Raw genomic sequence first — 20313 nt, 5'->3', positions numbered from 1 at the left:
TTGCCCGCGCCGCCCCCGTCCCGAGGACGGCCTTGCGGCGGCCGGCGAGTTGGGGTGTTCTCGCGGCCTGCACTCCAGGAGACGCTTGCGCGATGAGGATGTACGGCAACTGGCGCTCGGCGGCCGCCTTCCGGGTGCGCGTCGCGCTGAACCTCAAGGGCATCCCCTGCGAGGAGATCTTCATCGACCTCGATGCCGGCGACCAGCACGCGCCCGCGTTCCGGGCGATCAACCCGCAGGGGGCGGTGCCGGCGCTGTTCGACGGCGACGGACCGCCGCTGACGCAGTCGCTCGCGATCCTCGACTATCTGGAGGAGACCCATCCGAACGTGCCGCTGCTGCCGGCCGATCCCCGCGAGCGCGCCCGCGCCCGCTCCCTGGCGCAGCTCGTCGCCTGCGACACGCATCCGCTCTACGTGCCGCGCGTGCGCACCTACCTGATGGAGGAATACGGGCTCCCGAAGGAGCGCATGCTGGATTTCGTGCGCCACGTCTTCGTCACCGGCCTGACCACGCTGGAGACCCGGCTCTCGACGGAGGACGGCACCGGCCGCTTCTGCCAGGGGGACGCGGTCAGCCATGCCGATCTCTGCCTCGTCAGCCTGTGGGTCGGCACCGGCATCTTCGGCGTGGACCGGGGGCCCTTCCCCACGGTGGGGCGCATCGCCGAGAGCTGCCTGTCCCTCGACGCCTTTGCCAGGGCGCATCCGCTGAAGCAGCCCGGCGCGCCGGCGCCCTGAGCGGGGCGCGGGCCGGGGACGAGGCCGGCCTCCCTGGAATCCTTCGGGATTGATGCCTAAGCTCGGAACAGCGCGGGGCAACCGCGCGAGGGGGGAGTCGCGGACGCATGGTACCGGGGGAGAACGAGAGCGGGCTGCATCGCATCGTGGTCGTCGGCGGGGGCGCCGCCGGGCTCCAGATCGCGACCCAGCTCGGCGACAGGCTGGGCGCGAGGCGCAAAGCCCATGTCACCCTGGTGGACCGGGCACGCACCCATATCTGGAAGCCGCTGCTGCACGAGGTCGCCGCCGGCAGCCTCGATGTCGGGCATCACGCGGTCGATTATCTCCACCACGCCCACGAGCATCATTTCCGCTACCGTATCGGCGAGATGACCGGGCTCGACCGGCAGGCCCGCACCATCCAGATCGCCGCGAGCAAGGACGCGGAGGGGCGCGAGGTCACGCCCGTGCGCGACATCCCCTACGACACGCTGGTGATGGCGGTGGGCTCCACCATCAACGATTTCGGCACCCCCGGCGTGGCGGAGAACGCCATCGCCCTCGACACCCAGGAGCAGGCGCTGCGCTTCCACCAGCGCCTCATCAACGGCATGCTGCGCGCCCATACCCAGGCCGGGCCAGTGCGGCCGGGGCAGCTCCACGTCACCGTGATCGGAGCCGGCGCCACGGGCACGGAGCTCGCCGCCGAGCTCCACCGCACCACGCGCCACGTCGCCGCCACCGGGCTCGACAGGATCGACCCCGACAAGGACCTCAAGATCACCCTGGTGGAGGCGGCCGACCGCATCCTCCCCGCCGTGCCCGAACGGCTCTCGGCGGAGGTGATGACGCTGCTCGCCGGCATCGGCGTCGACGTGCGCACCCGCGCCCGCGTCACGGAGGTGCGCGCCGACGGGGTCGCGCTGGCCGATGGCGGCTTCATTCCCTCGGAGCTGGTGGTGTGGGCGGCCGGCGTGAAGGCGCCCCCCTTCCTGCACGAGATCGGCGGCCTCGAGACCACGCGCAACAACCAGCTCGTGGTGACGCCGACGCTCCAGACCACCCGCGACCCGGACATCTTCGCCGTCGGCGACAACGCCTATCTGGTGGAGGCCGGCACCGACCGGGCGATCCCGCCCCGCGCTCAAGCCGCCCACCAGCAGGCGACCTACCTCGTCAGGGAGATCCCCCGGAAGATGGCCGGCGAGCCGCTGCCGCCGTTCAAGTACCGGGATTTCGGCTCGCTGGTCTCGCTCGGGCACTACAGCGCGGTGGGCAACCTGATGGGCTTCATCCAGGGGAAGAACATGTTCATCGCGGGGCTCTTCGCCCGCGTGATGTACCGCTCGCTCTACAAGATGCACGAGCGCGCCCTGCACGGCACCGTGAAGACCGCCCTCGACGCCATGGCCCGCACCCTCACCCGGCGCACGGTGGCGCGGGTGAAGCTGCACTGACGGCGCTCACGCCTCGAGCAGGCCGTCGAGGGAGGCGAGGACCGCGCGCGGGGCGAGGTCCGGGTATTCGTCGGGCGCGCCCGAGCGGTTGATCCAGACGGGGACGAAGCCGAAGGCGGCCGCCCCCGCCACGTCCCAGCGGTTCGAGGAGCAGAACACGACCTCGCCCGGCGCGAGGCCGAGCCGCTGCTCCACCAGGGCGTAGGCGCGCGGGCTGGTCTTGAAGATTCCGGCCCGCTCCACGGAGATCAGCGCGTCGAGGAGGCCGTCGATCCCGGCCGAGGCGGTCGCCCGCGCCAGCATCGGCGCGTCGCCGTTCGAGAGGACGGCGGTGCGCAAGCCCCGCGCCTTGAGGGCCGCGAGCGTGCCCGCGACCTCCGCATAGGCGTCGAGGTCGCGATAGGCGTCGAGCAGCGCGTCGCGGAGGCCGGGGTCGATCCCCGGAAAGCGGGCGAGCGCGTAGTCGAGGGCCCGCTCGGTGAGGGTCTGGAAGCTGGCGCTCCGGCCGGCGAGGCTCAGCACCCAGGTGTATTCGAGCTGCTTGACCCGCCACAGATCGGAGAGCGCCCCCGCCTCCGCGCCGATGGCGGCGGCATGGCGGCCCACCGCCGAATGCACGTCGAAGAGCGTGCCGTAGGCGTCGAAGACGACGGCCGCGACGGAGGACGACAGGACGCTCATCCGCGATGATCCTTCAGCTTCGGCGCAGGCGGAGGCCGAAGGCGGCGAGCGTCCCGGCGAGCAGCGCGCCGTAGACGACCACGCCGACGCCGCCAAGCAGCGCCAGCACCGCCACCTCGCGCAGATGCGGCAGCGCCGGCACGATGGCTTCCGCGAGCCCCATCCCGTAGAGCGCCACCCCGGCGAGCCCGGCGCAGGCGACGGCGACGCCGAGCACGGTGATGCCGAGGCTGCGGCCGGGCGCGGTCCAGTCGCGCTTCCAGGCGAGGGCGACGAGGAGCGCGAGGTTCACCCACTGGCTGACGGCGGTGGCCATGGCGAGGCCCATCACCCCGTAACGGCCAGTGAGCAGGATCTTCAGGAGGACGTTGATGCCGATGGCGGTGAGCGAGGCATAGAGCGGCGTCGCGGTGTCCTGGCGGGCATAGAAGCTCGCCACCGCGCTCCTCACCAGCACCACCGCCGGCAGCGCGATGCCGTAGGCGGCGAGCACGCCGGCCGCGCGCGCGGCGTCCTCCGCCCCGAAGGCGCCGCGCTGAAAGAGCGCCGTCACGATCGGGCCGGGGATGGTCAGGAAGGCCACGGCGAAGGGGGCCGAGAGCGCCAGCGAGAACCCCGCCGCCCGGTTCTGCGCCGCATGCGCGCCCTCGGTGTCCCCGGCCGCGAGCCGCCGGCTCATCTCCGGCAGCAGCACCGTGCCGGCGGCGATGGCGATGACGCCGAAGGGCAGCTGGTAGAGCCTGTCCGCGTAGTAGAGCGCCGAGACCGCGCCGGTGGGCAGGAAACTCGCGATGATGGTGTCGGCGAAGGCCGCGATCTGAAACCCCGCCGAGCCGATCACCGCCGGCCCGAGCACCTTGAAGAAGCGCGTCATGGCGGGGTCGGCGAGCGTCGGGCGGGTCAGGCCGGGCATCACGCCCCGGCGCCGGCAATCCCACCAGAGCAGCCCGAACTGGAGGATGCCGGAGACGGCCACGCCCCAGGAGGCGGCATAGGCCGCGTTCGGGAAGAGCCAGGTCGCCGACAGCGCCGCGAGCATGGCGACGTTGAGCAGGATCGGCGCGGCGGCGGCGGCGGCGAAGCGTCGATGCGCGTTGAGCACCCCGGAGAGCAGCGTCACCAGGGTCATGAACAACAGATAGGGGAAGGTGATCCGCGTCAGCGCGACGGCGAGGTCGAGCCGGGCCGGATCCTCGGAGAAGCCCGGCGCGAGCGCCCGCACCACCCAGGGCATCGCCGGCAGGGCGAGCGCCAGCAGCGCCACCTGCACGATCAGCATCAGGGTGAAGACGCGGTCGGCGAAGGTCTTCGCGTCGCCCTCGGCGCCGGCTTCCGCGAGCCGCGCGTAGGCCGGCACGAAGGCCGTGTTGAAGGCCCCCTCGCCGAAGATGGCCCGGAAATGGTTCGGCAGCCGGAAGGCCACGACGAAGGCGTCGGCCATGGGTCCGGCGCCCATCACGGCGGCCATCACCACGTCGCGCACGAAGCCGGTGGCGCGCGAGACCATCGTCCAGCCGCCGACGGAGAGGATGGAGCGGATCATGGCTGGCCGGTTTCTCCCTCCCCCCCCTGCGGGGGAGGGTACCCTGCGGAGCAGGGGGGGAGAGGGGAACGCCCTCTCTGGATAGCGCGCTCCCCTCTCCCGACCCTCGCCGACGCGAGGGCCACCCTCCCCCGCAGAGGGGGGAGGGACGAGCGCGAGATGGCGGTGTCTGTCGCGATGGAAATGATGACCCGTGCCCCGACCCGAACCGGGTCGGCCCGGCGGCGCGCATCAAGAGCCGGTTTCGGCCGCCGCCTCAAGGGGCAGCCGACCGCGACAGGAAAGCGCCGCGAACCCGATGGCCCGCGGCGCTCGATCACGTCCGAAAAAAACTACTTCGCGGCCGCCGCGTAGAGCTCCTCGACATGCTCCCAGTTCACGAGGTTCTCGATGAACGCCTTGAGGTAGTCGGGCCGGCGGTTGCGATAGTCGATGTAGTAGGAGTGCTCCCAGACGTCGACGCCGAGGATCGGCGTGGCGCCGTGCACCAGCGGGTTCTCGCCGTTCGGGGTCTTGAGGATGGCGAGCTTGCCGTCCTTGACCGCGAGCCAGGCCCAGCCCGAGCCGAACTGGCCGACGCCGGCGGCGATGAAGTCCGCCTTGAACTTGTCGGCGCCGCCGAGATCCTCGTCGATCTTCTTGGCGAGCGCGCCCGGAATGGCGCCGCCGCCGTTGGGCTTCATCCACTTCCAGAAATGGATGTGGTTGTAATGCTGGCCGGCGTTGTTGAAGAGCGCCTGGTTGGTGTTGTAGCTCGCCTTGACGATCTCCTCGACGCTCTTGCCCTTGAGGTCGGTGCCTTCCAGAAGCTCGTTGCCCTTGTCCACATAGGCCTTGTGGTGCTTGTCGTGGTGGAACTCGAGGGTTTCCTTGGACATGTACGGCCCCAGCGCGTCGTAGGCGTAGGGCAGTTCCGGCAGGGTGAAGGTCATCGTCGTCTCCGCTTGAAAAACGTCGGGCGCATCGGGACCGCGCCCCTTGAGGGGGCATCTCGCGGGCGGTCGCGGGGGACGCGGCAACCCGGAGGCGATGGCCCCTAGGTAAGTCGCGCGGCGCGGCCGACAACGCCTCTTGCCGCATGCGGGCGCCGCGCGGAAGCGCCGCCGGAGCCCCGGACACAGGGACTTTATCCACGGGGCCGATTCGGGAATTTTGCAAACGGACGCTTGGGCCTTAGTGTCTCGGGGCGCTGGACCACCGGCCTGACTGTCGAGAGTAGCATGATCGTCGCGCTGTTCGCGCTCGCCGCCGCCATGATGATCGGCGGCATCGCCTCGGTGATCCAGGGATTCCCCTTCGTCCGGCTGGAAAGCGGGCTCGCCATGACCATCGCTGGGGCCGGGGTCGCCTCGGCCGGCGCCGTGCTGTTCGGGCTCGGGGCCGTGGTCTCGGCGCTCAGGCGCGTCGAGGGCGCCCTCGAGTTCCGGCGCCTCGCCGAGGAGGTCCGCCCTCCGGCGCTCGCCGCTGCCAGCACCGAGGCGGCCATCGAGCCGCCGCCGGCCCCCGCTCCCCCGGCCGCCGCCGCGCTGCCCGGTTCCGCCCTGCCGGCGGCCGCGCTCGCCGGCCTCGCGGTCGGGGGGCTCGCCGGGTCGAGATCCGGGCGCGAGCCGGTCTTCGACGGGTCGACCTTCGGCACGCCCGCCCCCGGCGATCCGCCGCTGCCGGATTTCGGGCATCCGCAGCCCGCGCCGGAGGACGAGCTCCATGACGGCGGCGAAATGCAGGACGGAGATATCCGGCGGCAGGCCGCGTCGGAGGCCGAGCCCGAGCTTCCGCTGCCTGTCCCGCCCGAGACCCTGGCGAGCCTCGACATCCCCGAGGCGACGGCCACAGAGCCGGCCGAGCGGGAGGAGCCGGCGTCCGAGCGTGAGATCGCGGCCGAGGAAGACCTCTTCGCCGGCCCCGAGCCGCTGCCGCCCCCCCCCGGCCTGCCGGTCCGGCAAGAGCCCGAGCAGGAGCCGGAGCCGGCCGAGGACGAGGCGCCCGCCCTGCGCCCGTCGCTGATCGCGGAGGAGCCGCGGCCGGAGCCCGCCCCGGAGCCGGACCGGAAGCCGGAGCCCGCGCCGGCCCGCGAGGTCGTCGGCACCTATGCGTCGGGCGGCAACACCTACGTGATGTATTCGGACGGGGCGATCGAGGCGGAGACCCCGCGCGGGCGCTTCAGCTTCGGCTCGCTGGACGAGCTGAAAGCCTTCGTGGAAGCCGGCGGGGAGGCCGATCGCGGCGCCGCCTGAGCGCGCTCACTCAGGCCAGCGGGTTGAGCGCCTCGTTGCGCTCGGGCATCGGCGCCAGCATGGTCAGCCGGAACCCTTCCGGGGGGTAGTCCGTCGTCACCTCGGCCTGGACCTGCGTGGTGAGCACACGCTGGAGCAGGCGCGAGCCGAAGCCCTGCCGGCGCGGCGGCGCCACCGGCGGCCCGCCGCTCTCGCGCCAGTCGAAGCGCAGCGTGCCGTTGGGCCCCCGCGGCAGCAGCTCCCAGGTCACGGCGAGGCGGCCCGCGCGCGCCGAGAGCGCCCCGTATTTCACCGCGTTGGTGGTGAGCTCGTGGATCGCCATGCCGATGGGCACCGCGATCTCCGAGGTCAGGTCGACGGGCGGCCCGTCGAGCCGCACGCGCGCGTCGAGCAGGGCGCCCTCGTCGGCCTCCGCATAGGGCTTCAGCTCGTTGACGAGCAGCCCGCGCAGGTCCGCCGTCTGCCAGGTGTCCTCGGTGAGCACGGAATGGGTGTGGGCGAGCGACATGATCCGCCCGACGAAGGCGTCGTAGAAGGTCTCGATGCTCGAGGCGTTGCGCGCCGTCGAGCCGACGATGGCCTGCACCGTGGCGAGCGTGTTCTTCACCCGGTGGTGCAACTCGCGGATCAGCAGCGTCTGCCGCTCCTCGGCACGCCGCTGGTCGGTGACGTCAGCGACGACGCCGATGAGCCGGCGCGGCAGCCGCCGGGGCGCGTCCCGCTCGAACTGTCCGGCCATGTCGATGACGCGCCAGGCCCCGTCGCTCTTGCGGCGGATGCGGGCGGTGACGTGGAGGATCTCGTCCTCCTTGAGCGCCCGCGAGATGGCGAGCCGGACGGCGGCGCGATCCTCCGGGTGGAGGATCTCGTAGAGGAACTCGGTCTTGCCGACGGTGCCGTCCTCGGGGGAGCGCCCGAAGATCGAGAACATCCGCTCGTTCTCCCAGATCGCCTCGTCCTCGAGCATGTGCCACTCGAAGATGCCGAGCCGGGCGAGAGAGGTCGCCACGCGCAGGCGCTGCTCGCGGCCGGTGAGGGCGTCGCGCGCCTCCACCCGCGTGGTCACGTCCTGGAGCACGCCCACCATGCCGGCGAGCGTGCCGTCCGCCGCCCTCACCGGCTCGCCGCGCGCGCCGACCACGATCGCGCGGCCGTCCTGGGCGCGGTGCATGCGGCATTCGAGGGTGTAGTGCCGCCCCCGCGCGAAGGCGCGGGCGAGGATGCGGCGGACCCGCCTCGCCTCGCCGGGCGCGAACATCGCCCGCAAGGCCGGCCATGTCAGCGAGGGTCCCGGCGGATGGCCGAGGATCTGGGCCGCTCGGCGGGACAGGATGAGGCGCCCGCTCGCCGTGTCCCAGCGCCATTCGCCGAGACCGGCGGCGGTGAGCGCGGCGCGGTTCTGCTCGGCGCGCACCGCCTCGTCGGGATCGACCTCCTCGACCACCAGCACGGCGCCGTTGGCGCGCACCCGCACGTCGAGGGGAGCGCCGTCCGCCCGGCGCCAGGTCTCGATGCCGTTGCCGCTCGCGGGCGCGTCGCGCAGGCTCGCGACGGGGCGGCCGGCGAGCGTTCCCGGCCGGTATCCGAGGAGACCGCAGAGGGCGGCATTGGCGTCGCGGACCGTCAGGCCGTCGACGGAAAGGACGGCGAGCCCCACCGCCGCCTCCGCGAAGGCGGCGCGGTGCAGGTCTTCCGTCGCCTCCGGGTCTCGCTCAGCCCTCTCGCCCAAACCCCGCCCTCGATACGCGTGACGCCTTCGCGGCGGGCCTGTCCGCCACCGAGCTTCCGGCCGCGCCGAACATGGGCGCGTTGCGGGACAGCGGCAAGAAGGCTCGGCGAACGGCTTGGCCTTAAGCATATGGGCTGGCTGCCGTCCGCCGCAGCCGGGAGGCCCCTCAGACCTTGCGCTCGAAGGTCAGATAGGTCGGGCGCCGGCCCGCCGCGACGGCCTTGGCCTCGTAGCGGGTGCCGGGCCAGTCCGGGAACGGCGTCGTCCAGTCCGCCGAGCGGGCGGCGGTCCATACGAGCGCCGGGCAGCGCGCCGTCCGCACCAGCACCCAGCCGGCATAGTCGTCGATGTCGCTCGCGAACCGGAACAGCCCGCCGGGCTTCAGCACGCGCGCGATCTCGGAGAGCGATTCGTCGGAGACGAAGCGGCGCTTGCGCTGCCGGCGCTTCGGCCAGGGATCGGGATAGAGCAGGTAGACCCGCTCCAGGCAGGCATCGGGGAGCGCGGCCAGCAGCGCGGTGGCGTCCTCGTCGTGGATGCGCACGTTGCGCAAGTCCTCGTCGTCGATCCGGCGCAGCAGCTTGACGACGCCGTTGAGGAAGGGCTCGGCCCCGACGATGCCGATCTCGGGATGGGCGGCGGCCTGGGCGGCGAGATGCTCGCCGCCGCCGAAGCCGATCTCCAGCCAGAAGGCCCGCTTCGGCCCGGCGAACAGCGCCGCCGGATCGAGTTTTTCGCCGGCGGGCGGCAATGGCACCCGCAAGTCGGGCAGCAGCCCGGCGAGACGCTCCTCCTGGCCGGCGCGCAGGCGCTTGCCCTTGCGGCGGCCGAAGAAGGCGCGCTCGGTCTCGGCCCCGCCCGTTCCGGGAGGGGTGTCGTCCCCACCCGGAGCCATGGCTTACGAAAGGGCGGACTTGAGGCTGTCGGCGAGGTCGGTCTTCTCCCAGGAGAAGCCGCCATCGGCCTCCGGCGCCCGGCCGAAATGGCCGTAGGCGGAGGTGCGCGCGTAGATCGGTTTGTTGAGGCCGAGCTTCGTGCGGATGCCGCGGGGCGACAGGTCGATGGCGTCCATCAGGACGGCTTCGAGCCTGGCCTCGTCCACGTTGCCGGTGCCGTGCAGGTCGACATAGATCGACAGGGGCTTGGCCACGCCGATGGCGTAGGAGAGCTGGATGGTGGCGCGGCGGGCAAGGCCGGCGGCGACCACGTTCTTGGCGAGGTAGCGGGCGGCATAGGCCGCCGAGCGGTCGACCTTGGTCGGGTCCTTGCCCGAGAAGGCGCCGCCGCCATGGGGCGCCGCGCCGCCATAGGTGTCGACGATGATCTTGCGGCCGGTGAGGCCGGCATCGCCGTCGGGACCGCCGATCACGAACTTGCCGGTGGGGTTGACGTGCCAGACGGTGCCCTCGTTGATCCAGCCCTGCGGCAGCGCCGCGCGGATATAGGGCTCGACGATGGCGCGCACGTCCGCCGAGTCGAGGGACTCGTCGAGATGCTGGGTGGAGAGCACGATCTGCGTGGCCTCGACCGGGCGGCCGTCGGCGTAGCGCACCGTCACCTGGCTCTTGGCGTCGGGGCCGAGCTTGGCGGCGTCGCCCTGCTTGCCCTTGCGGGCGTCGGCGAGGTCCTTGAGGATCTTGTGGGCGTAGAAGATCGGGGCCGGCATCAGCTCCGGGGTCTCGTCGGCGGCGTAGCCGAACATGATGCCCTGGTCGCCCGCGCCCTCGTCCTTGTTGCCGGCGGCGTCGACGCCCTGGGCGATGTCGGCGGACTGGGCGTGCAGGTAGATGGCGACGTCGTTGTTCTTCCAGTGGAACCCGGCCTGCTCGTAGCCGATGTCCCTCACCGCCTCGCGGGTCAGTTCCTCGAGGTCCTTGAAGGTCACGGAATCGGGGCCGCGCACCTCGCCGGCGATCACCACGCGGTTCGTCGTCGTCAGGGTCTCGACGCCGAGGCGGGCCTCCGGCATCGCGGAGATGTAGGCGTCCACGACGGTATCGGAGATCCGGTCGCTGACCTTGTCGGGATGCCCCTCGGAGACGGATTCGCTGGTGAACAGGAAGTCTGAACGCGGCATCGGTGCACCCCCGTTTCGGGCACGCCCCCATGCTCGCGGCGCTTGACCCGGATTCGGCAGCCGGCTTCTCGCACCCACGAAAAGGCCGGTCAAGGCGGAATGCCGAACGCGTCCGGTATAACGGACGCGACCGCCTCAGCCGTTCAGCTTCTGGTCCAGCACCTTCACGGCGGCGGCGAAGTCGCGGCGCGCCTCCTCGTTGAAATGCTCGGCGACGTATTGCGCCACCACCTCGGCGAGGCCCTGCCACTGGCCGCCGGCGGCATAGCTCGCCTGGGCGTCCTCGCCGAAGCCTTCGCAGGCGGCGGCATCGAAGCGGGTCATGCCCTGGAAGAAATAGTCCACCGGCATGCCGGTCATGCGGGCGATGATGTCGAGATGCACCGCGCTGATCCGGTTGGTGCCCTTCTCGTATTTCTGAACTTGGGCCGCGGAGATGCCGAAGTTCTTCGCGACGCTACGCTGGGTCAGCGAGGCACGGCGGCGCTGTTCGGCAATACGCTGACCGATATACTTGTCCCGATCGTCGGGTTTTTGCCCTGCCATTGGACGTCCTGCGTCGGCGCGCCCCCCTCGATCAACATCCGCGTCGATCCGCGCGAGCTGAGCCATATTCTGCGACACGCCGTTTGTCACGCTGCGGGACGGCGGTTCGGTAATGCGCATTGACTCGCGGCGCCTGACCCGCAGGTGAACGCTTCGCGCGGCGCGGACCGGCACGACAACGGGGCCGCCGGACGCGGGCGGCGCGAGGCGGTCACATCCCCCGGTCGGGCACTCTCTCGGACGGATCGCGTCCGTCGTGCCAGTCCCGCAGGGCGGACAGGGTGACGACGCCGCCGGGCCAGGAGACCCCGGCGATGTGGCCATGGGGATGGCCCGGCTCGCCGAGATCGGAGATCGCCGAGAAGGCGCCGTCGAGGCGGTGGCTCGGGGTGTAGCGGCTGCGCGTGGCGATCACCGGCAGGCCGGCGTCGAGGGCAGAGCGGATGCCGGCGGCGGAATCCTCGAAGGCGACGGCCTCGTCCGGGCCGATCCCGAGCCGCTCCAGGGCGAGCAGGAAGATGTCGGGGGCCGGCTTCTTGCGCGCCGCCTCATCGCCGGCCGCGATCACGTCGAAGGGCCGGGCGCCCTCGGGGAAGTTCGCGTCGAGCAGCGCGTCGACATTCGGGCGGCTGGTGGTGGTGGCGATCGCGAGCGCCATGCCCGCCGCCTTCGCCTCGGCCACCAGCCGGGCGATTCCGGGGCGCAGCCGCAGCACGCCGGATTCGACGAGGCCGCCATAGATGCGGGTCTTGAGCCCGTGGATCTCGGGCAGCCGCGCGAGCAGCGCCTCCGCGTCGCGCGGATGCGCCGTCTCGACGTAATGGGCGAAGCGTTCCTTGCCGCCCATCACCCGCAGCAGGTCGGCGTAGAGCGCCGGCTCCCATTGCCAGGGCAGGCCGAGCGCCGAGAAGGCGCGGTTGAACGCCTGCCGGTGCAGGTCCTCGGTCTCGGCGAGCGTGCCGTCGACGTCGAAGACCAGCGCCTTCAGCACGAGAGCGTCCCGCCGGACGCCGCCTCGGCGCCGGCGCGGATCGCGGCGATGCGCGAGACATAGGCCGAGGGGCCGTCGCGGAAGACGGCGTTGCCGGCGACGAAGACGTTCGCGCCCGCCGCCGCCGCCCGGCCGACGGTCTGCGCGTCGATGCCGCCGTCGACCTCGATGTCGACGGCGCGCCCCGCCGTCATGGCGCGCACCCGCGAGACCGTCTCCAGCGCGCTCTCGATGAAGCTCTGGCCGCCGAAGCCGGGATTGACGGTCATCACCAGCACGAGGTCGAGCATGTCGATGAGCGGCTCGACGGCGCTCGCGGGGGTGCCCGGATTGATCGCGAGCCCCGCCCGCTTGCCGAGCGCCCGGATGGTCTGGAGCGAGCGATGCGCGTGCGGCCCGGCCTCCGCATGGACCGTGATGGTGTTCGCCCCCGCCTCGGCGAAGGCGGCGAGGTAGGGATCGGCCGGGGCGATCATCAGGTGCACGTCGAAGGGCTTCTGCGTGTAGCTCCGCAGCGCCTTGATGACCGGCGGCCCGAAGGTGAGGTTGGGCACGAAATGCCCGTCCATCACGTCGAGATGGATCCAGTCGGCGCCGGCCGCGTCCACGGCGCGCACCTCCTCGCCGAGGCGGGCGAAATCCGCCGAGAGGATCGAGGGGGCGATGATCGGGTGTCTCATGGGGTCTTTTCGCGAGGGTTCCGGAGCTGACGGGACGGCGGCTCAGGCTTCGAGGCAGCCCATCGCCCTCGCCACCTGGTCCGGCGGCACCGGATAGGCGATGTCCGTCCGGTAGAAGAAGTCGTCGTAGCCCATCTGAAGGCCGACATAGCCGAACCGGCCGAGATACTCACGCACCTTGGCCTGACGCTCCGGCGAGCAATCGTGCTCGATGGTCATGAGCTTGATCGTGTAGCGGGAGAAGTCGATTCCGGTGAGGATGTCGTATTCCGAGCCCTCGACGTCGAGGGACATGTACTCGATCCCGGAAGGCGCGCCGAAACGGTCGAGCAGGTCGGTCGGGCTGACGGTCTCGACCTCGATCACCCGCTGCGTAGCCTGGGTTCGGACGCGGGCGTTGCTGTCGCCGTCCTTGAGGTGCTCGAAGCTGCTGAGGCCATGGGCGTCGACCATGGTCAGCACCTCGCGCGAGCGCGACCACAGCGCCGAATTCACGCAGATCGCGGTCCGCTCGGCGCAGAGCGTCGGATAGTAGGTCGGGTTCGGCTCGACGCAGATCCCCCGCCAACCGAGCTCGCGCTCGAGATAGAGCGTGTTCGACATGTCCTTGCCGTCGAACGCCCCGAAATCGAGGAAATACCCGCCGCGCTGCCCGGCGAAGACCCGCGCGACCCAGGCGTCCTGGCCGAGGTCGCCGACGAAATGCGGCCGAGCCTTCTTCTTGCGCAGTCCAAACATGGCGTCCCCCCGGACGGTACATTCGCCGCCTCCGACACAACGCGCCGTCCGGTCCGGCGGCATCCTGTCGGTGCGGATTGTCTTGCAAGAACTTGGGCTCCCGTCACGAAATGGGAAGAGCCCTCACGCCAGCCTGCGCCGCCGCTCCACCAGTTGCATGATGATCGGCGTCAGGATGAGCTGCATGGCGAGGTCGAGCTTGCCGCCGGGGATGACGATGGAGTTCGCCCGGCTCATGAAGCTGTCGTGCAGCATCGAGACGAGGTAGCTGAAATCGATGCCCTTCGGGTCGCGGAAGCGGATCACCACCATCGATTCGTCGGCGGTGGGGATCCAGCGGGCGATGAAGGGGTTCGAGGTGTCCACCGTCGGCACCCGCTGGAAGTTGATGTCCGTCCAGGAGAATTGCGGGCAGATCGTCTGCACGTAGTCGGGCATCCGGCGCAGGATCACGTCGGTGACGGCCTCGGTGGAATAGCCGCGGAACGAGCGGTCCCGGTGCAGCTTCTGGATCCATTCGAGGTTGATCACCGGCACCACGCCGATTTTCAGGTCGGGATAGCGGGCGATGTCGACGCTGTCGTTGACCACGCAGCCGTGCAGGCCCTCGTAGAAGAGCAGGTCGGAGCCCGGCGCGAACGCCTCCCAGGCGCTGAAACGGCCGGGCTTCACCCCGTAGAGCTCCCCGTCCGCCCGGCTATGGGCGTAGTGGCGGGTGCGGCCCGTGCCCGACTCGCCGTAGATGCGGAAGACCTCCTCCAGCTCCGGCAGCAGGTTCGCGCGGGGCGCGAAATGCGAGAGCGTCGGCTCGGCCGCCATCATCGCCCGCATGGTCTCGCGGTCGTAGGCGTGGAAGGCGTCGCCCTCGATATAAACTGCGCTCACGTCCTCGCGTCGAAAAATCTGCTCGAAGGTGTTGCGCACGGAGGTGGTGCCGGCCCCCGAGGAGCCGGTCACGGAGATGATCGGGTGGCGTGCCGACATCGGCGGGGGCCGAGGTCAGCCGCGGATCAGGCCGCGCTGGCCGAAGAGCGGCGAGCGGCCGGCGGCGTGGTTGCGCCCGCCGTAATACTTCGCCACGCACTCGACCTCCTCCGTCGAGCCGAACACCAGGGGCGAGCGCTCGTGGATGCCCGTCGCCTCGATGTCGAGGATGCGGCGCTCGCCGTTGGTGGCGCCCGCGCCCGCCTCCTCCATCAGCATGGCGATGGGGGCGGCCTCGTAGAGGAGCCGCAGGCGCCCCTGCGCGTAGCCCTTCCGGGAATCGCCCGGATAGAGGAAAACGCCGCCGCGCATCAGCACGCGCTGCGCATCCGCCACCAGCGAGGCGAGCCAGCGCATGTTGAAGTCCTTGTCGCGCGGGCCGTCCGAACCCTGGAGGCAGTCCTCGATGAAGGCCTTCACCGGCGCGTCCCAATGGCGCGCGTTCGAGGCGTTGATGGCGAATTCCTTGGTGGAGGCCGGCACGGCGAGCGCCGGATGCGTCAGCCGGAAGGCGCGCGCCTCCCGGTCGAGGGTGAAGATCTGCGTGCCCTTGCCGAAGGTCACGACGAGGGTCGTCGCCGGGCCGTAGGTGACGAAGCCCGCCGTCACCTGCGTGCTGCCGGGCGTGGTGAAAGAGGCGATGGGGTTTGCCGCGTCCGACACCGCCGGGCGGATGCCGAAGATGGTGCCGACCGCCATGTTCACGCCGATATTCGACGAGCCGTCCAGCGGATCGACGGCGACGGCGAGCGGCGCGCCCGCGTTCAGCGCCATGACGCCCTCGGCCTCCTCGGAGGCGACCTCGGCCACGGGGGCGGAGCGGAGGGCGGCGGTGACGCGCTCGTGGGCGATGACGTCGAGCGCCTTCTGCACGTCGCCGTCGCTGTTCTGCTCCCCCGTCGCGGCGAGGTCGCCGGCCAGCGCCCCGCGCCCGATCACCTCGCTGATGTCGATGGCGGCCTCCGCGATGGCCGCGACCACCTTGGCCGCGTCGGACAGGCCGGCATCGAGCCCCGCGAGATACGCGTCGAGCTGCGTCCCGAGCGCCAGAGATCCCGTCATCGACCCGTTCCCCTCGTGAGGCGGCCGGCGCTCGGCGGCCGACCTCTTTCCGTCAGCCCTGATACAGGCGAAGCCGGCGCGATGATACCGCCCCGCTCGGCCCTCGCGCCAGGGGCGGCCCTCCCCGTCCGGCGGGAAGGAAAACTGATCCGTCTTGCGGGAACCTACAAAAAAACTAGAACCGCCGGATGCGCAACCTCTCCCTCAAGCAGCTTCAGGCGGTGGCGGCGGTCGCCCGGCTCGGGACGATGACGCGGGCCGCGCAGGAGCTCAACGTCACCTCCGCCGCGCTCTACGCGCGCATTCGCCAGCTCGAGGAGGAGGCGGGGCTGATGCTGTTCGACCGCACGCCGAACGGCCTCAAGCCGACGGATGCCGGCCGCGAGATGCTCTGGGCCATCGACAGCATCAACACCGTGCTGGAAACCTGCGCCGACCGCCTGCGAACCCTCAAGGGCGGCACCGGCGGTCGCGTCAGCCTCGGCGTCGTCTCGACGGCGAAGTATTTCGCGCCGCAGGTCATCGCCGGCTTCGTCGGGCGCTTCCCCGGCGTCGAGATCAACCTCACCGTGGGCAACCGCGGCGCCATGGTGGAGGCGCTGCGCAACTACGAGACCGATTTCGCCATCATGGGCCGCCCCCCGCGCGACTTCGCCATCGAGGCGGAGATCTTCGGACCGCATCCGCTGGTGCTGATCGCGGCGCCCGGCCATCCCCTGGTCGAGCGGCGCGACATCCCCCGCGCGGACCTCGCGGAGGAATCCTTCCTGGTGCGCGAGGACGGCTCCGGCACCCGCACGGTGTTCGAGGAGTTCATGGCCGGCATCATCATCCGCCGGGCGAAGCTCGTCATCGATTCCGGCTCGAACGAGACCATCAAGCAGGCGGTGATGGCGGGGCTCGGCATCGCGCTGCTCTCCGCCCACACGGTCTCAGCCGAGCTGGAGAGCGGCCGGCTCGCGCTGCTCGACGTGCAGGGCCTGCCGATCCGGCGCGACTGGTACGCCGTGCGCCGGGCCGACAAGACCCTCGGCCCCGCCGCCAACGGCCTGTGGGACTACATCGTCGAGGAGGGCGCGCGCTGGCTGCCGCGCCTGACCGTGACGGCGCCGGCCGAGAGCGGCGCATGAGCGGCATCGTCATCGCCGGCGCCGGCCAGGCCGGCTGCCATGCCGCCGCCTCCCTGCGCGAGGCCGGCTATGCCGGGCCTGTCACGCTGGTGGGCGAGGAGCCCTACGGGCCCTACCAGCGCCCGCCCCTCTCGAAGGCCTATCTCGCCGGCAAGACCGACGCCGCCGGGCTGGCGCTGCGCGCCGACGCGTTCTTTTCCGAGCACGCCATCGCGCTCCGGCTCGGCACGCGAGTTTCGGCCATCGACCGGGCCGGACGGGCGGTCGTCCTCGGGGACGGCGAGCGCCTCCCCTACGACCATCTCGTGCTGGCGCTCGGCGCCCGCAACCGGCCGTTGCCCGTGCCGGGCGCGGAGCTTGCCGGCATCCGGCAGTTGCGCGGGCTCGCCGACGCCGATGCCCTGAAGGAGGCGCTCTCGGGCGCTGCCCGCGTCGCCGTCGTCGGGGCCGGGTTCATCGGGCTCGAATTCGCCGCGGTCGCCGCCGCGCGCGGGCTCGACGTCGCCGTGGTGGAGGCCGCATCCCGGCCGATGGCGCGGGCGGTCTCCGCCGAGACCGGCGAATTCTTCCGCGCCGCGCACGAATCCGCCGGCATCCGCTTCCTGTTCGGAGCAGGCGTCGCCGCCTTCGAGGGGCGCGACGGGCGCGTCTCGGCCCTGCGGCTCGCGGACGGGAGCGCGCTGCCCGCCGATCTCGTCGTCGTCGGCATCGGCGTGCTGCCGAACGCGGAACTGGCGGCAGAGGCGGGGCTCGCCGTGGGCGACGGCATCCGCGTCGACGCGATGCTCGCCACGGACGACCCGGCGGTCTCCGCCATCGGCGACGGCGCCCGCTTCCCGAGCCCCTTCGCCGCCGGGCTGAGCGCGGACGGCACGGTGCGCATCGAATCGGTCCAGAACGCCATCGACCAGGGGCGCTGCCTCGCCGCGCGCTTGACCGGGCGCCCGGCGGCCTACACGGCCCTGCCCTGGTTCTGGAGCGACCAGGGCCGCCACAAGCTCCAGATCGCCGGGCTCGGCGGCCCGAACGATGCGAGCGTGATACGCGGCTCCGGGGAGGCGTTCTCCGTCTTCCGGTTCCGGGAGGGTGTCTTGCGCGCGGTCGAATCGGTCAACCAGGCGGGCGACCACATGATCGCGCGCAGGCTCATCGCCGCCGGCACGCCGCTCTCGCCCGAGCAGGCGGCCGATCCCTCCCTCGACCTCAAGGCGCTCGTGCTGCGCCCCCGCTGAGGGAGCTTAACGGTCGTTCTCCGTGGTTAGCGCGGACAGCCGCGTGCCCTCGTCGCCGCCTTCGGGGCGAAGCTGCACCCCCGGCGAGGCGCCCCCGGTGAACACGATGCCCTGCGCCATCAGCGCGCTGCGCAGCACCTCGATGCGGCCCGTGGGCGGATCGCCGGTGCCGGATTCGAAGGCGCGCAGGTCCGCCTCGCTCACGCCCGATCGCGCCGCCAGCTCCGCCTCGCTCCAGCCGAGCAGCCCGCGCGCGGCGCGCGACTGCGCGGCGCTGATCGTGGCCTCCGCCGCCGCGCCCTGTCCGCTCTCGTCCGATCCGGTCAAGCCCGCCTCCTTCGCGTCACGCTGCCCGCCCGCGCGGGATCGCCGGGACAACGGCGGCGCGTCGGGATCGTTTCCGAACGCAGGCTGCGCGAAGGCGAAGCGCGGGAAAACCCCCTTTCCGCACGGGCGCGACCACAATTGTGCTGAAATCTTATCGGATCGGCTTGACCCGCACGCCCCGGTTGCAGGCTCTCCCAAGAGGCCGACGCCGCGCGGTGAGATTCAAGGAAAGAAGGGGGCCGGACCATGAGAGCATACCTGTTCGCGGCGCTGGCTTGCGCCGTCGCCGCCGGGGCGATGACGGCTGCGGGCGAGGCGCGGGCGCAGGGGCTCAACGGCGCGACGGGCTTCGGCAAGGCGAGCCGCCGGCCGGACGAGGAGAAGCAGAAGCAGTACATCCCCGCCACCAAGCCGACGGAGAAGATCTTCCCGCTCGACTCCATCTGGACGGCGGTGAGCATCAACGGGAAGCCCTTCGGCGGCTCCGACCGGCCGAGCTTCATCATCGACAAGCAGTACCGCGCCCGCGGCTACGGCGGCTGCAACACCTTCGCCGCCACCGCCTTCCCGCTGCGCGAGCAGCATCTCGCGGTCGGCCCGCTCGCCCTCACCAAGAAGTCCTGCGACAAGAGCCTTCAGGCCTCCGAGCAGGCGTTCCTGGTGGCGCTGCGCACCGCCGCGCAGTGGGACCTCGTCGGCTCGCAGCTCGTCATCAAGAGCCCCAACGGCGAGCTGCGCTTCGACCGTGCCCTTTAAGGGCGCGTTGACCATGCCGGCATCGGTCGGGGCGGGATTCATCCTCCCTTGACCGTGCCCGGTGCCTGCTCGTCCCGTTCCAAGGGCGAGGCGGCGGATGCGCAAGGTGTTGGGTTCCGGGACCGGGCAGGCACGCTCGCTGGCCGAGACCGCCTATCTGCCGCGCAGCGCCCATACCGGCTCCACCTGGATCGCGCTCGGCGCGCCCCTCGGCGCCACCCTGATCCTCGTGGTCGCGCGGCTTCTCGGCGTCTGAAGCCCGCCCGCGCATGAGCGGGCCCCGGCCGATCCTCCACGTCATCTCCGGTCTGCGCACGGGCGGAGCCGAGACCATGCTGGTGGCGCTCTGCCGGGCGCTCCTGGCCCGAGGCATCCCGCAGATCGTGGTCAGCCTGACGGAGGGCGGCCCGAACGCCCCCGTCCTCGCAGGGCTCGGCGTCTCCGTGCACGCCCTCGCGCCGCGCGGCGTCCTCGGCGTTCCCGGCACGGTCTTGGCGCTCGCCCGGCTGATCCGCCGGGAGAAGCCCGCCGTCGTCCAGGGCTGGCTCTATCACGGCGACCTCTTCGCCGCCCTCGGCCACCGCCTCGCCGGCGCGCCGCGCGCCAGCCTGCTCGCCTGGGGCCTGCGCAACTCCGACATCGACCACGCCCGCTACGGCCGGCTGCTCGCGATCTGCGCCCGGCTCTCGCGCTGGCCCGGCCTCGTGGTCTCGAACAGCCGCGCGGGGCTCGATTTCCATCTGGGCCAAGGCTACCGGCCGCGCCGCGCCGCCGTCGTCGCCAACGGCATCGACACCGCCCGCTTCCGGCCCGATCCGTCCCTCCGCGCCGCTTTGCGGGCGGAGCTCGGGCTGGCGAAGGAGGCCGTGATCGCGCTCCACGCGGCGCGGCTCGACCCGATGAAGGATCACGCGACGCTCCTCGCCGCCGCCGCCACGCTCCCCGAGGTGAGCTTCCTCCTCATGGGCGCGGGCACGGAAGGCTTGAGCCTGCCCGCCAACGCCCAGGCGCTGGGCCGCCGCGACGACCCGGAGCGCATCGCGGCCGCCGCCGACATCGCCGTCTCGTCCTCGGCCTTCGGCGAGGGCTTTTCCAACGCGCTTGCCGAGGGCATGGCGGCCGGGCTCGTGCCGGTGGCCACGGATGTCGGCGACGCGCGGCTGGTGCTCGGGCCTTACGGCGCAGTGGTGCCTGCCTCCGATCCGGCGGCCCTGGCCCTTGCCATCGGCCGGATCGCCCACATGTCGGGAAGCGAGCGCGCTGCCCTGGGCGCGGCCGGCCGGACCCGCATCGAGACGGAGTTCGGCGCCCCCGCGATGGCCTCGCGCTTCCTCGCCGCCTGGGGAGAGTCAGGGGCGCAAGACCTGCCGCGACCAAATTAACGGATCGATTTTGTAGATTTCGACAAATCTCGACGCTGATCC

The 20313-nt window shown here is 71.7% G+C and carries 21 protein-coding genes; 8 read left to right on the top strand and 13 right to left on the bottom strand.

Annotated elements, in window-relative coordinates; translation table 11 throughout:
- Nucleotides 1-92 precede the first annotated feature (92 nt).
- A complete protein-coding gene (maiA, locus tag ACP56T_RS04910; protein ID WP_430911005.1) occupies nt 93-740 on the top strand; it encodes a maleylacetoacetate isomerase in 648 nt (215 codons plus the stop codon).
- A 107-nt stretch (nt 741-847) separates the two neighbouring features.
- Nucleotides 848-2179 (top strand): NAD(P)/FAD-dependent oxidoreductase, encoded by a 1332-nt coding sequence (locus tag ACP56T_RS04905; RefSeq protein ID WP_430911004.1) that lies wholly within the window; start codon nt 848-850, stop codon nt 2177-2179.
- A gap of 6 nt (nt 2180-2185) precedes the next feature.
- Here the strand turns inward: ACP56T_RS04905 and ACP56T_RS04900 are convergent, their stop codons facing one another.
- The 3 genes from ACP56T_RS04900 to ACP56T_RS04890 all read right to left on the bottom strand — a co-directional run bounded on the left by ACP56T_RS04900 (nt 2186) and on the right by ACP56T_RS04890 (nt 5335).
- Nucleotides 2186-2860 carry a haloacid dehalogenase type II gene (locus ACP56T_RS04900; RefSeq protein ID WP_430911003.1) on the bottom strand — a complete coding sequence of 225 codons (675 nt, stop codon included), beginning with the start codon at nt 2858-2860 and terminating at the stop codon, nt 2186-2188.
- A gap of 13 nt (nt 2861-2873) precedes the next feature.
- Nucleotides 2874-4403, bottom strand: coding sequence for a murein biosynthesis integral membrane protein MurJ (gene murJ, locus ACP56T_RS04895; RefSeq protein WP_430911002.1), 1530 nt, complete (start codon nt 4401-4403; stop codon nt 2874-2876).
- Nucleotides 4404-4735: 332 nt separating this feature from the next.
- The gene (locus ACP56T_RS04890) at nt 4736-5335 is read right to left on the bottom strand and encodes a superoxide dismutase (RefSeq protein WP_430911001.1); all 600 of its coding nucleotides are present in this window, start codon (nt 5333-5335) and stop codon (nt 4736-4738) included.
- A 288-nt stretch (nt 5336-5623) separates the two neighbouring features.
- On the opposite strand from ACP56T_RS04890, the gene ACP56T_RS04885 reads away from it, so the two are divergent.
- Nucleotides 5624-6637, top strand: a complete 1014-nt coding sequence (locus ACP56T_RS04885; RefSeq protein ID WP_430911000.1) for a hypothetical protein — start codon at nt 5624-5626, stop codon at nt 6635-6637.
- Nucleotides 6638-6647: 10 nt separating this feature from the next.
- Here the strand turns inward: ACP56T_RS04885 and ACP56T_RS04880 are convergent, their stop codons facing one another.
- The 9 genes from ACP56T_RS04880 to ACP56T_RS04840 all read right to left on the bottom strand — a co-directional run bounded on the left by ACP56T_RS04880 (nt 6648) and on the right by ACP56T_RS04840 (nt 15444).
- Nucleotides 6648-8366, bottom strand: coding sequence for an HWE histidine kinase domain-containing protein (locus ACP56T_RS04880; protein WP_430910999.1), 1719 nt, complete (start codon nt 8364-8366; stop codon nt 6648-6650).
- A gap of 166 nt (nt 8367-8532) precedes the next feature.
- The gene (trmB, locus tag ACP56T_RS04875) at nt 8533-9261 is read right to left on the bottom strand and encodes a tRNA (guanine(46)-N(7))-methyltransferase TrmB (protein ID WP_430910998.1); all 729 of its coding nucleotides are present in this window, start codon (nt 9259-9261) and stop codon (nt 8533-8535) included.
- Nucleotides 9262-9264: 3 nt separating this feature from the next.
- Nucleotides 9265-10443, bottom strand: coding sequence for a methionine adenosyltransferase (metK, locus tag ACP56T_RS04870; protein WP_430910997.1), 1179 nt, complete (start codon nt 10441-10443; stop codon nt 9265-9267).
- Nucleotides 10444-10578: 135 nt separating this feature from the next.
- Nucleotides 10579-11109: a helix-turn-helix domain-containing protein gene (locus ACP56T_RS04865; RefSeq protein WP_430910996.1), complete on the bottom strand. Its 531-nt coding sequence runs from the start codon at nt 11107-11109 to the stop codon at nt 10579-10581.
- Nucleotides 11110-11200: 91 nt separating this feature from the next.
- The gene (locus tag ACP56T_RS04860; RefSeq protein ID WP_430910995.1) at nt 11201-11980 is read right to left on the bottom strand and encodes an HAD-IA family hydrolase; all 780 of its coding nucleotides are present in this window, start codon (nt 11978-11980) and stop codon (nt 11201-11203) included.
- Nucleotides 11974-12660, bottom strand: coding sequence for a ribulose-phosphate 3-epimerase (gene rpe / locus ACP56T_RS04855; RefSeq protein WP_430910994.1), 687 nt, complete (start codon nt 12658-12660; stop codon nt 11974-11976). Before rpe ends, ACP56T_RS04860 begins: the two co-directional genes overlap by 7 nt.
- A gap of 42 nt (nt 12661-12702) precedes the next feature.
- On the bottom strand, nt 12703-13398 hold the full coding sequence (locus ACP56T_RS04850; RefSeq protein WP_430910993.1) for an FkbM family methyltransferase: 696 nt from the start codon (nt 13396-13398) through the stop codon (nt 12703-12705).
- Between the two features lie 123 nt (nt 13399-13521).
- Nucleotides 13522-14382 carry a phosphoribulokinase gene (locus ACP56T_RS04845; RefSeq protein WP_430910992.1) on the bottom strand — a complete coding sequence of 287 codons (861 nt, stop codon included), beginning with the start codon at nt 14380-14382 and terminating at the stop codon, nt 13522-13524.
- A gap of 15 nt (nt 14383-14397) precedes the next feature.
- Complete coding sequence (locus ACP56T_RS04840; RefSeq protein ID WP_430910991.1) at nt 14398-15444, bottom strand: class 1 fructose-bisphosphatase; 1047 nt, start codon at nt 15442-15444, stop codon at nt 14398-14400.
- A 188-nt stretch (nt 15445-15632) separates the two neighbouring features.
- Between ACP56T_RS04840 and ACP56T_RS04835 the strand changes: the two genes are divergently transcribed.
- On the top strand, nt 15633-16574 hold the full coding sequence (locus tag ACP56T_RS04835; RefSeq protein WP_430910990.1) for a LysR family transcriptional regulator: 942 nt from the start codon (nt 15633-15635) through the stop codon (nt 16572-16574).
- The gene (locus ACP56T_RS04830) at nt 16571-17806 is read left to right on the top strand and encodes an NAD(P)/FAD-dependent oxidoreductase (protein ID WP_430910989.1); all 1236 of its coding nucleotides are present in this window, start codon (nt 16571-16573) and stop codon (nt 17804-17806) included. Before ACP56T_RS04835 ends, ACP56T_RS04830 begins: the two co-directional genes overlap by 4 nt.
- A 6-nt stretch (nt 17807-17812) precedes the next feature.
- Here the strand turns inward: ACP56T_RS04830 and ACP56T_RS04825 are convergent, their stop codons facing one another.
- Entirely contained in the window at nt 17813-18133 is a 321-nt protein-coding gene (locus tag ACP56T_RS04825) for a helix-turn-helix domain-containing protein (RefSeq protein WP_430910988.1), read from the bottom strand.
- 246 nt (nt 18134-18379) lie between these two features.
- Here ACP56T_RS04825 and ACP56T_RS04820 point away from each other — a divergent pair, with 246 nt between their 5' ends.
- The 3 genes from ACP56T_RS04820 (at nt 18380) to ACP56T_RS04810 (ending at nt 20271) form a co-directional block, all read left to right on the top strand.
- A complete protein-coding gene (locus ACP56T_RS04820) occupies nt 18380-18889 on the top strand; it encodes an META domain-containing protein (protein WP_430910987.1) in 510 nt (169 codons plus the stop codon).
- 97 nt (nt 18890-18986) lie between these two features.
- Nucleotides 18987-19145: a hypothetical protein gene (locus ACP56T_RS04815; protein WP_430910986.1), complete on the top strand. Its 159-nt coding sequence runs from the start codon at nt 18987-18989 to the stop codon at nt 19143-19145.
- 13 nt (nt 19146-19158) lie between these two features.
- On the top strand, nt 19159-20271 hold the full coding sequence (locus tag ACP56T_RS04810; protein ID WP_430910985.1) for a glycosyltransferase: 1113 nt from the start codon (nt 19159-19161) through the stop codon (nt 20269-20271).
- The last annotated feature ends 42 nt before the right edge of the window (nt 20272-20313 follow it).

It is taken from the genome of Methylobacterium endophyticum, assembly GCF_050591105.1.
Lineage (GTDB): Bacteria > Pseudomonadota > Alphaproteobacteria > Rhizobiales > Beijerinckiaceae > Methylobacterium.
The sequence above is the reverse complement of the archived record's forward strand: the minus strand, read 5'-3'. Positions and strand labels throughout refer to the sequence as shown.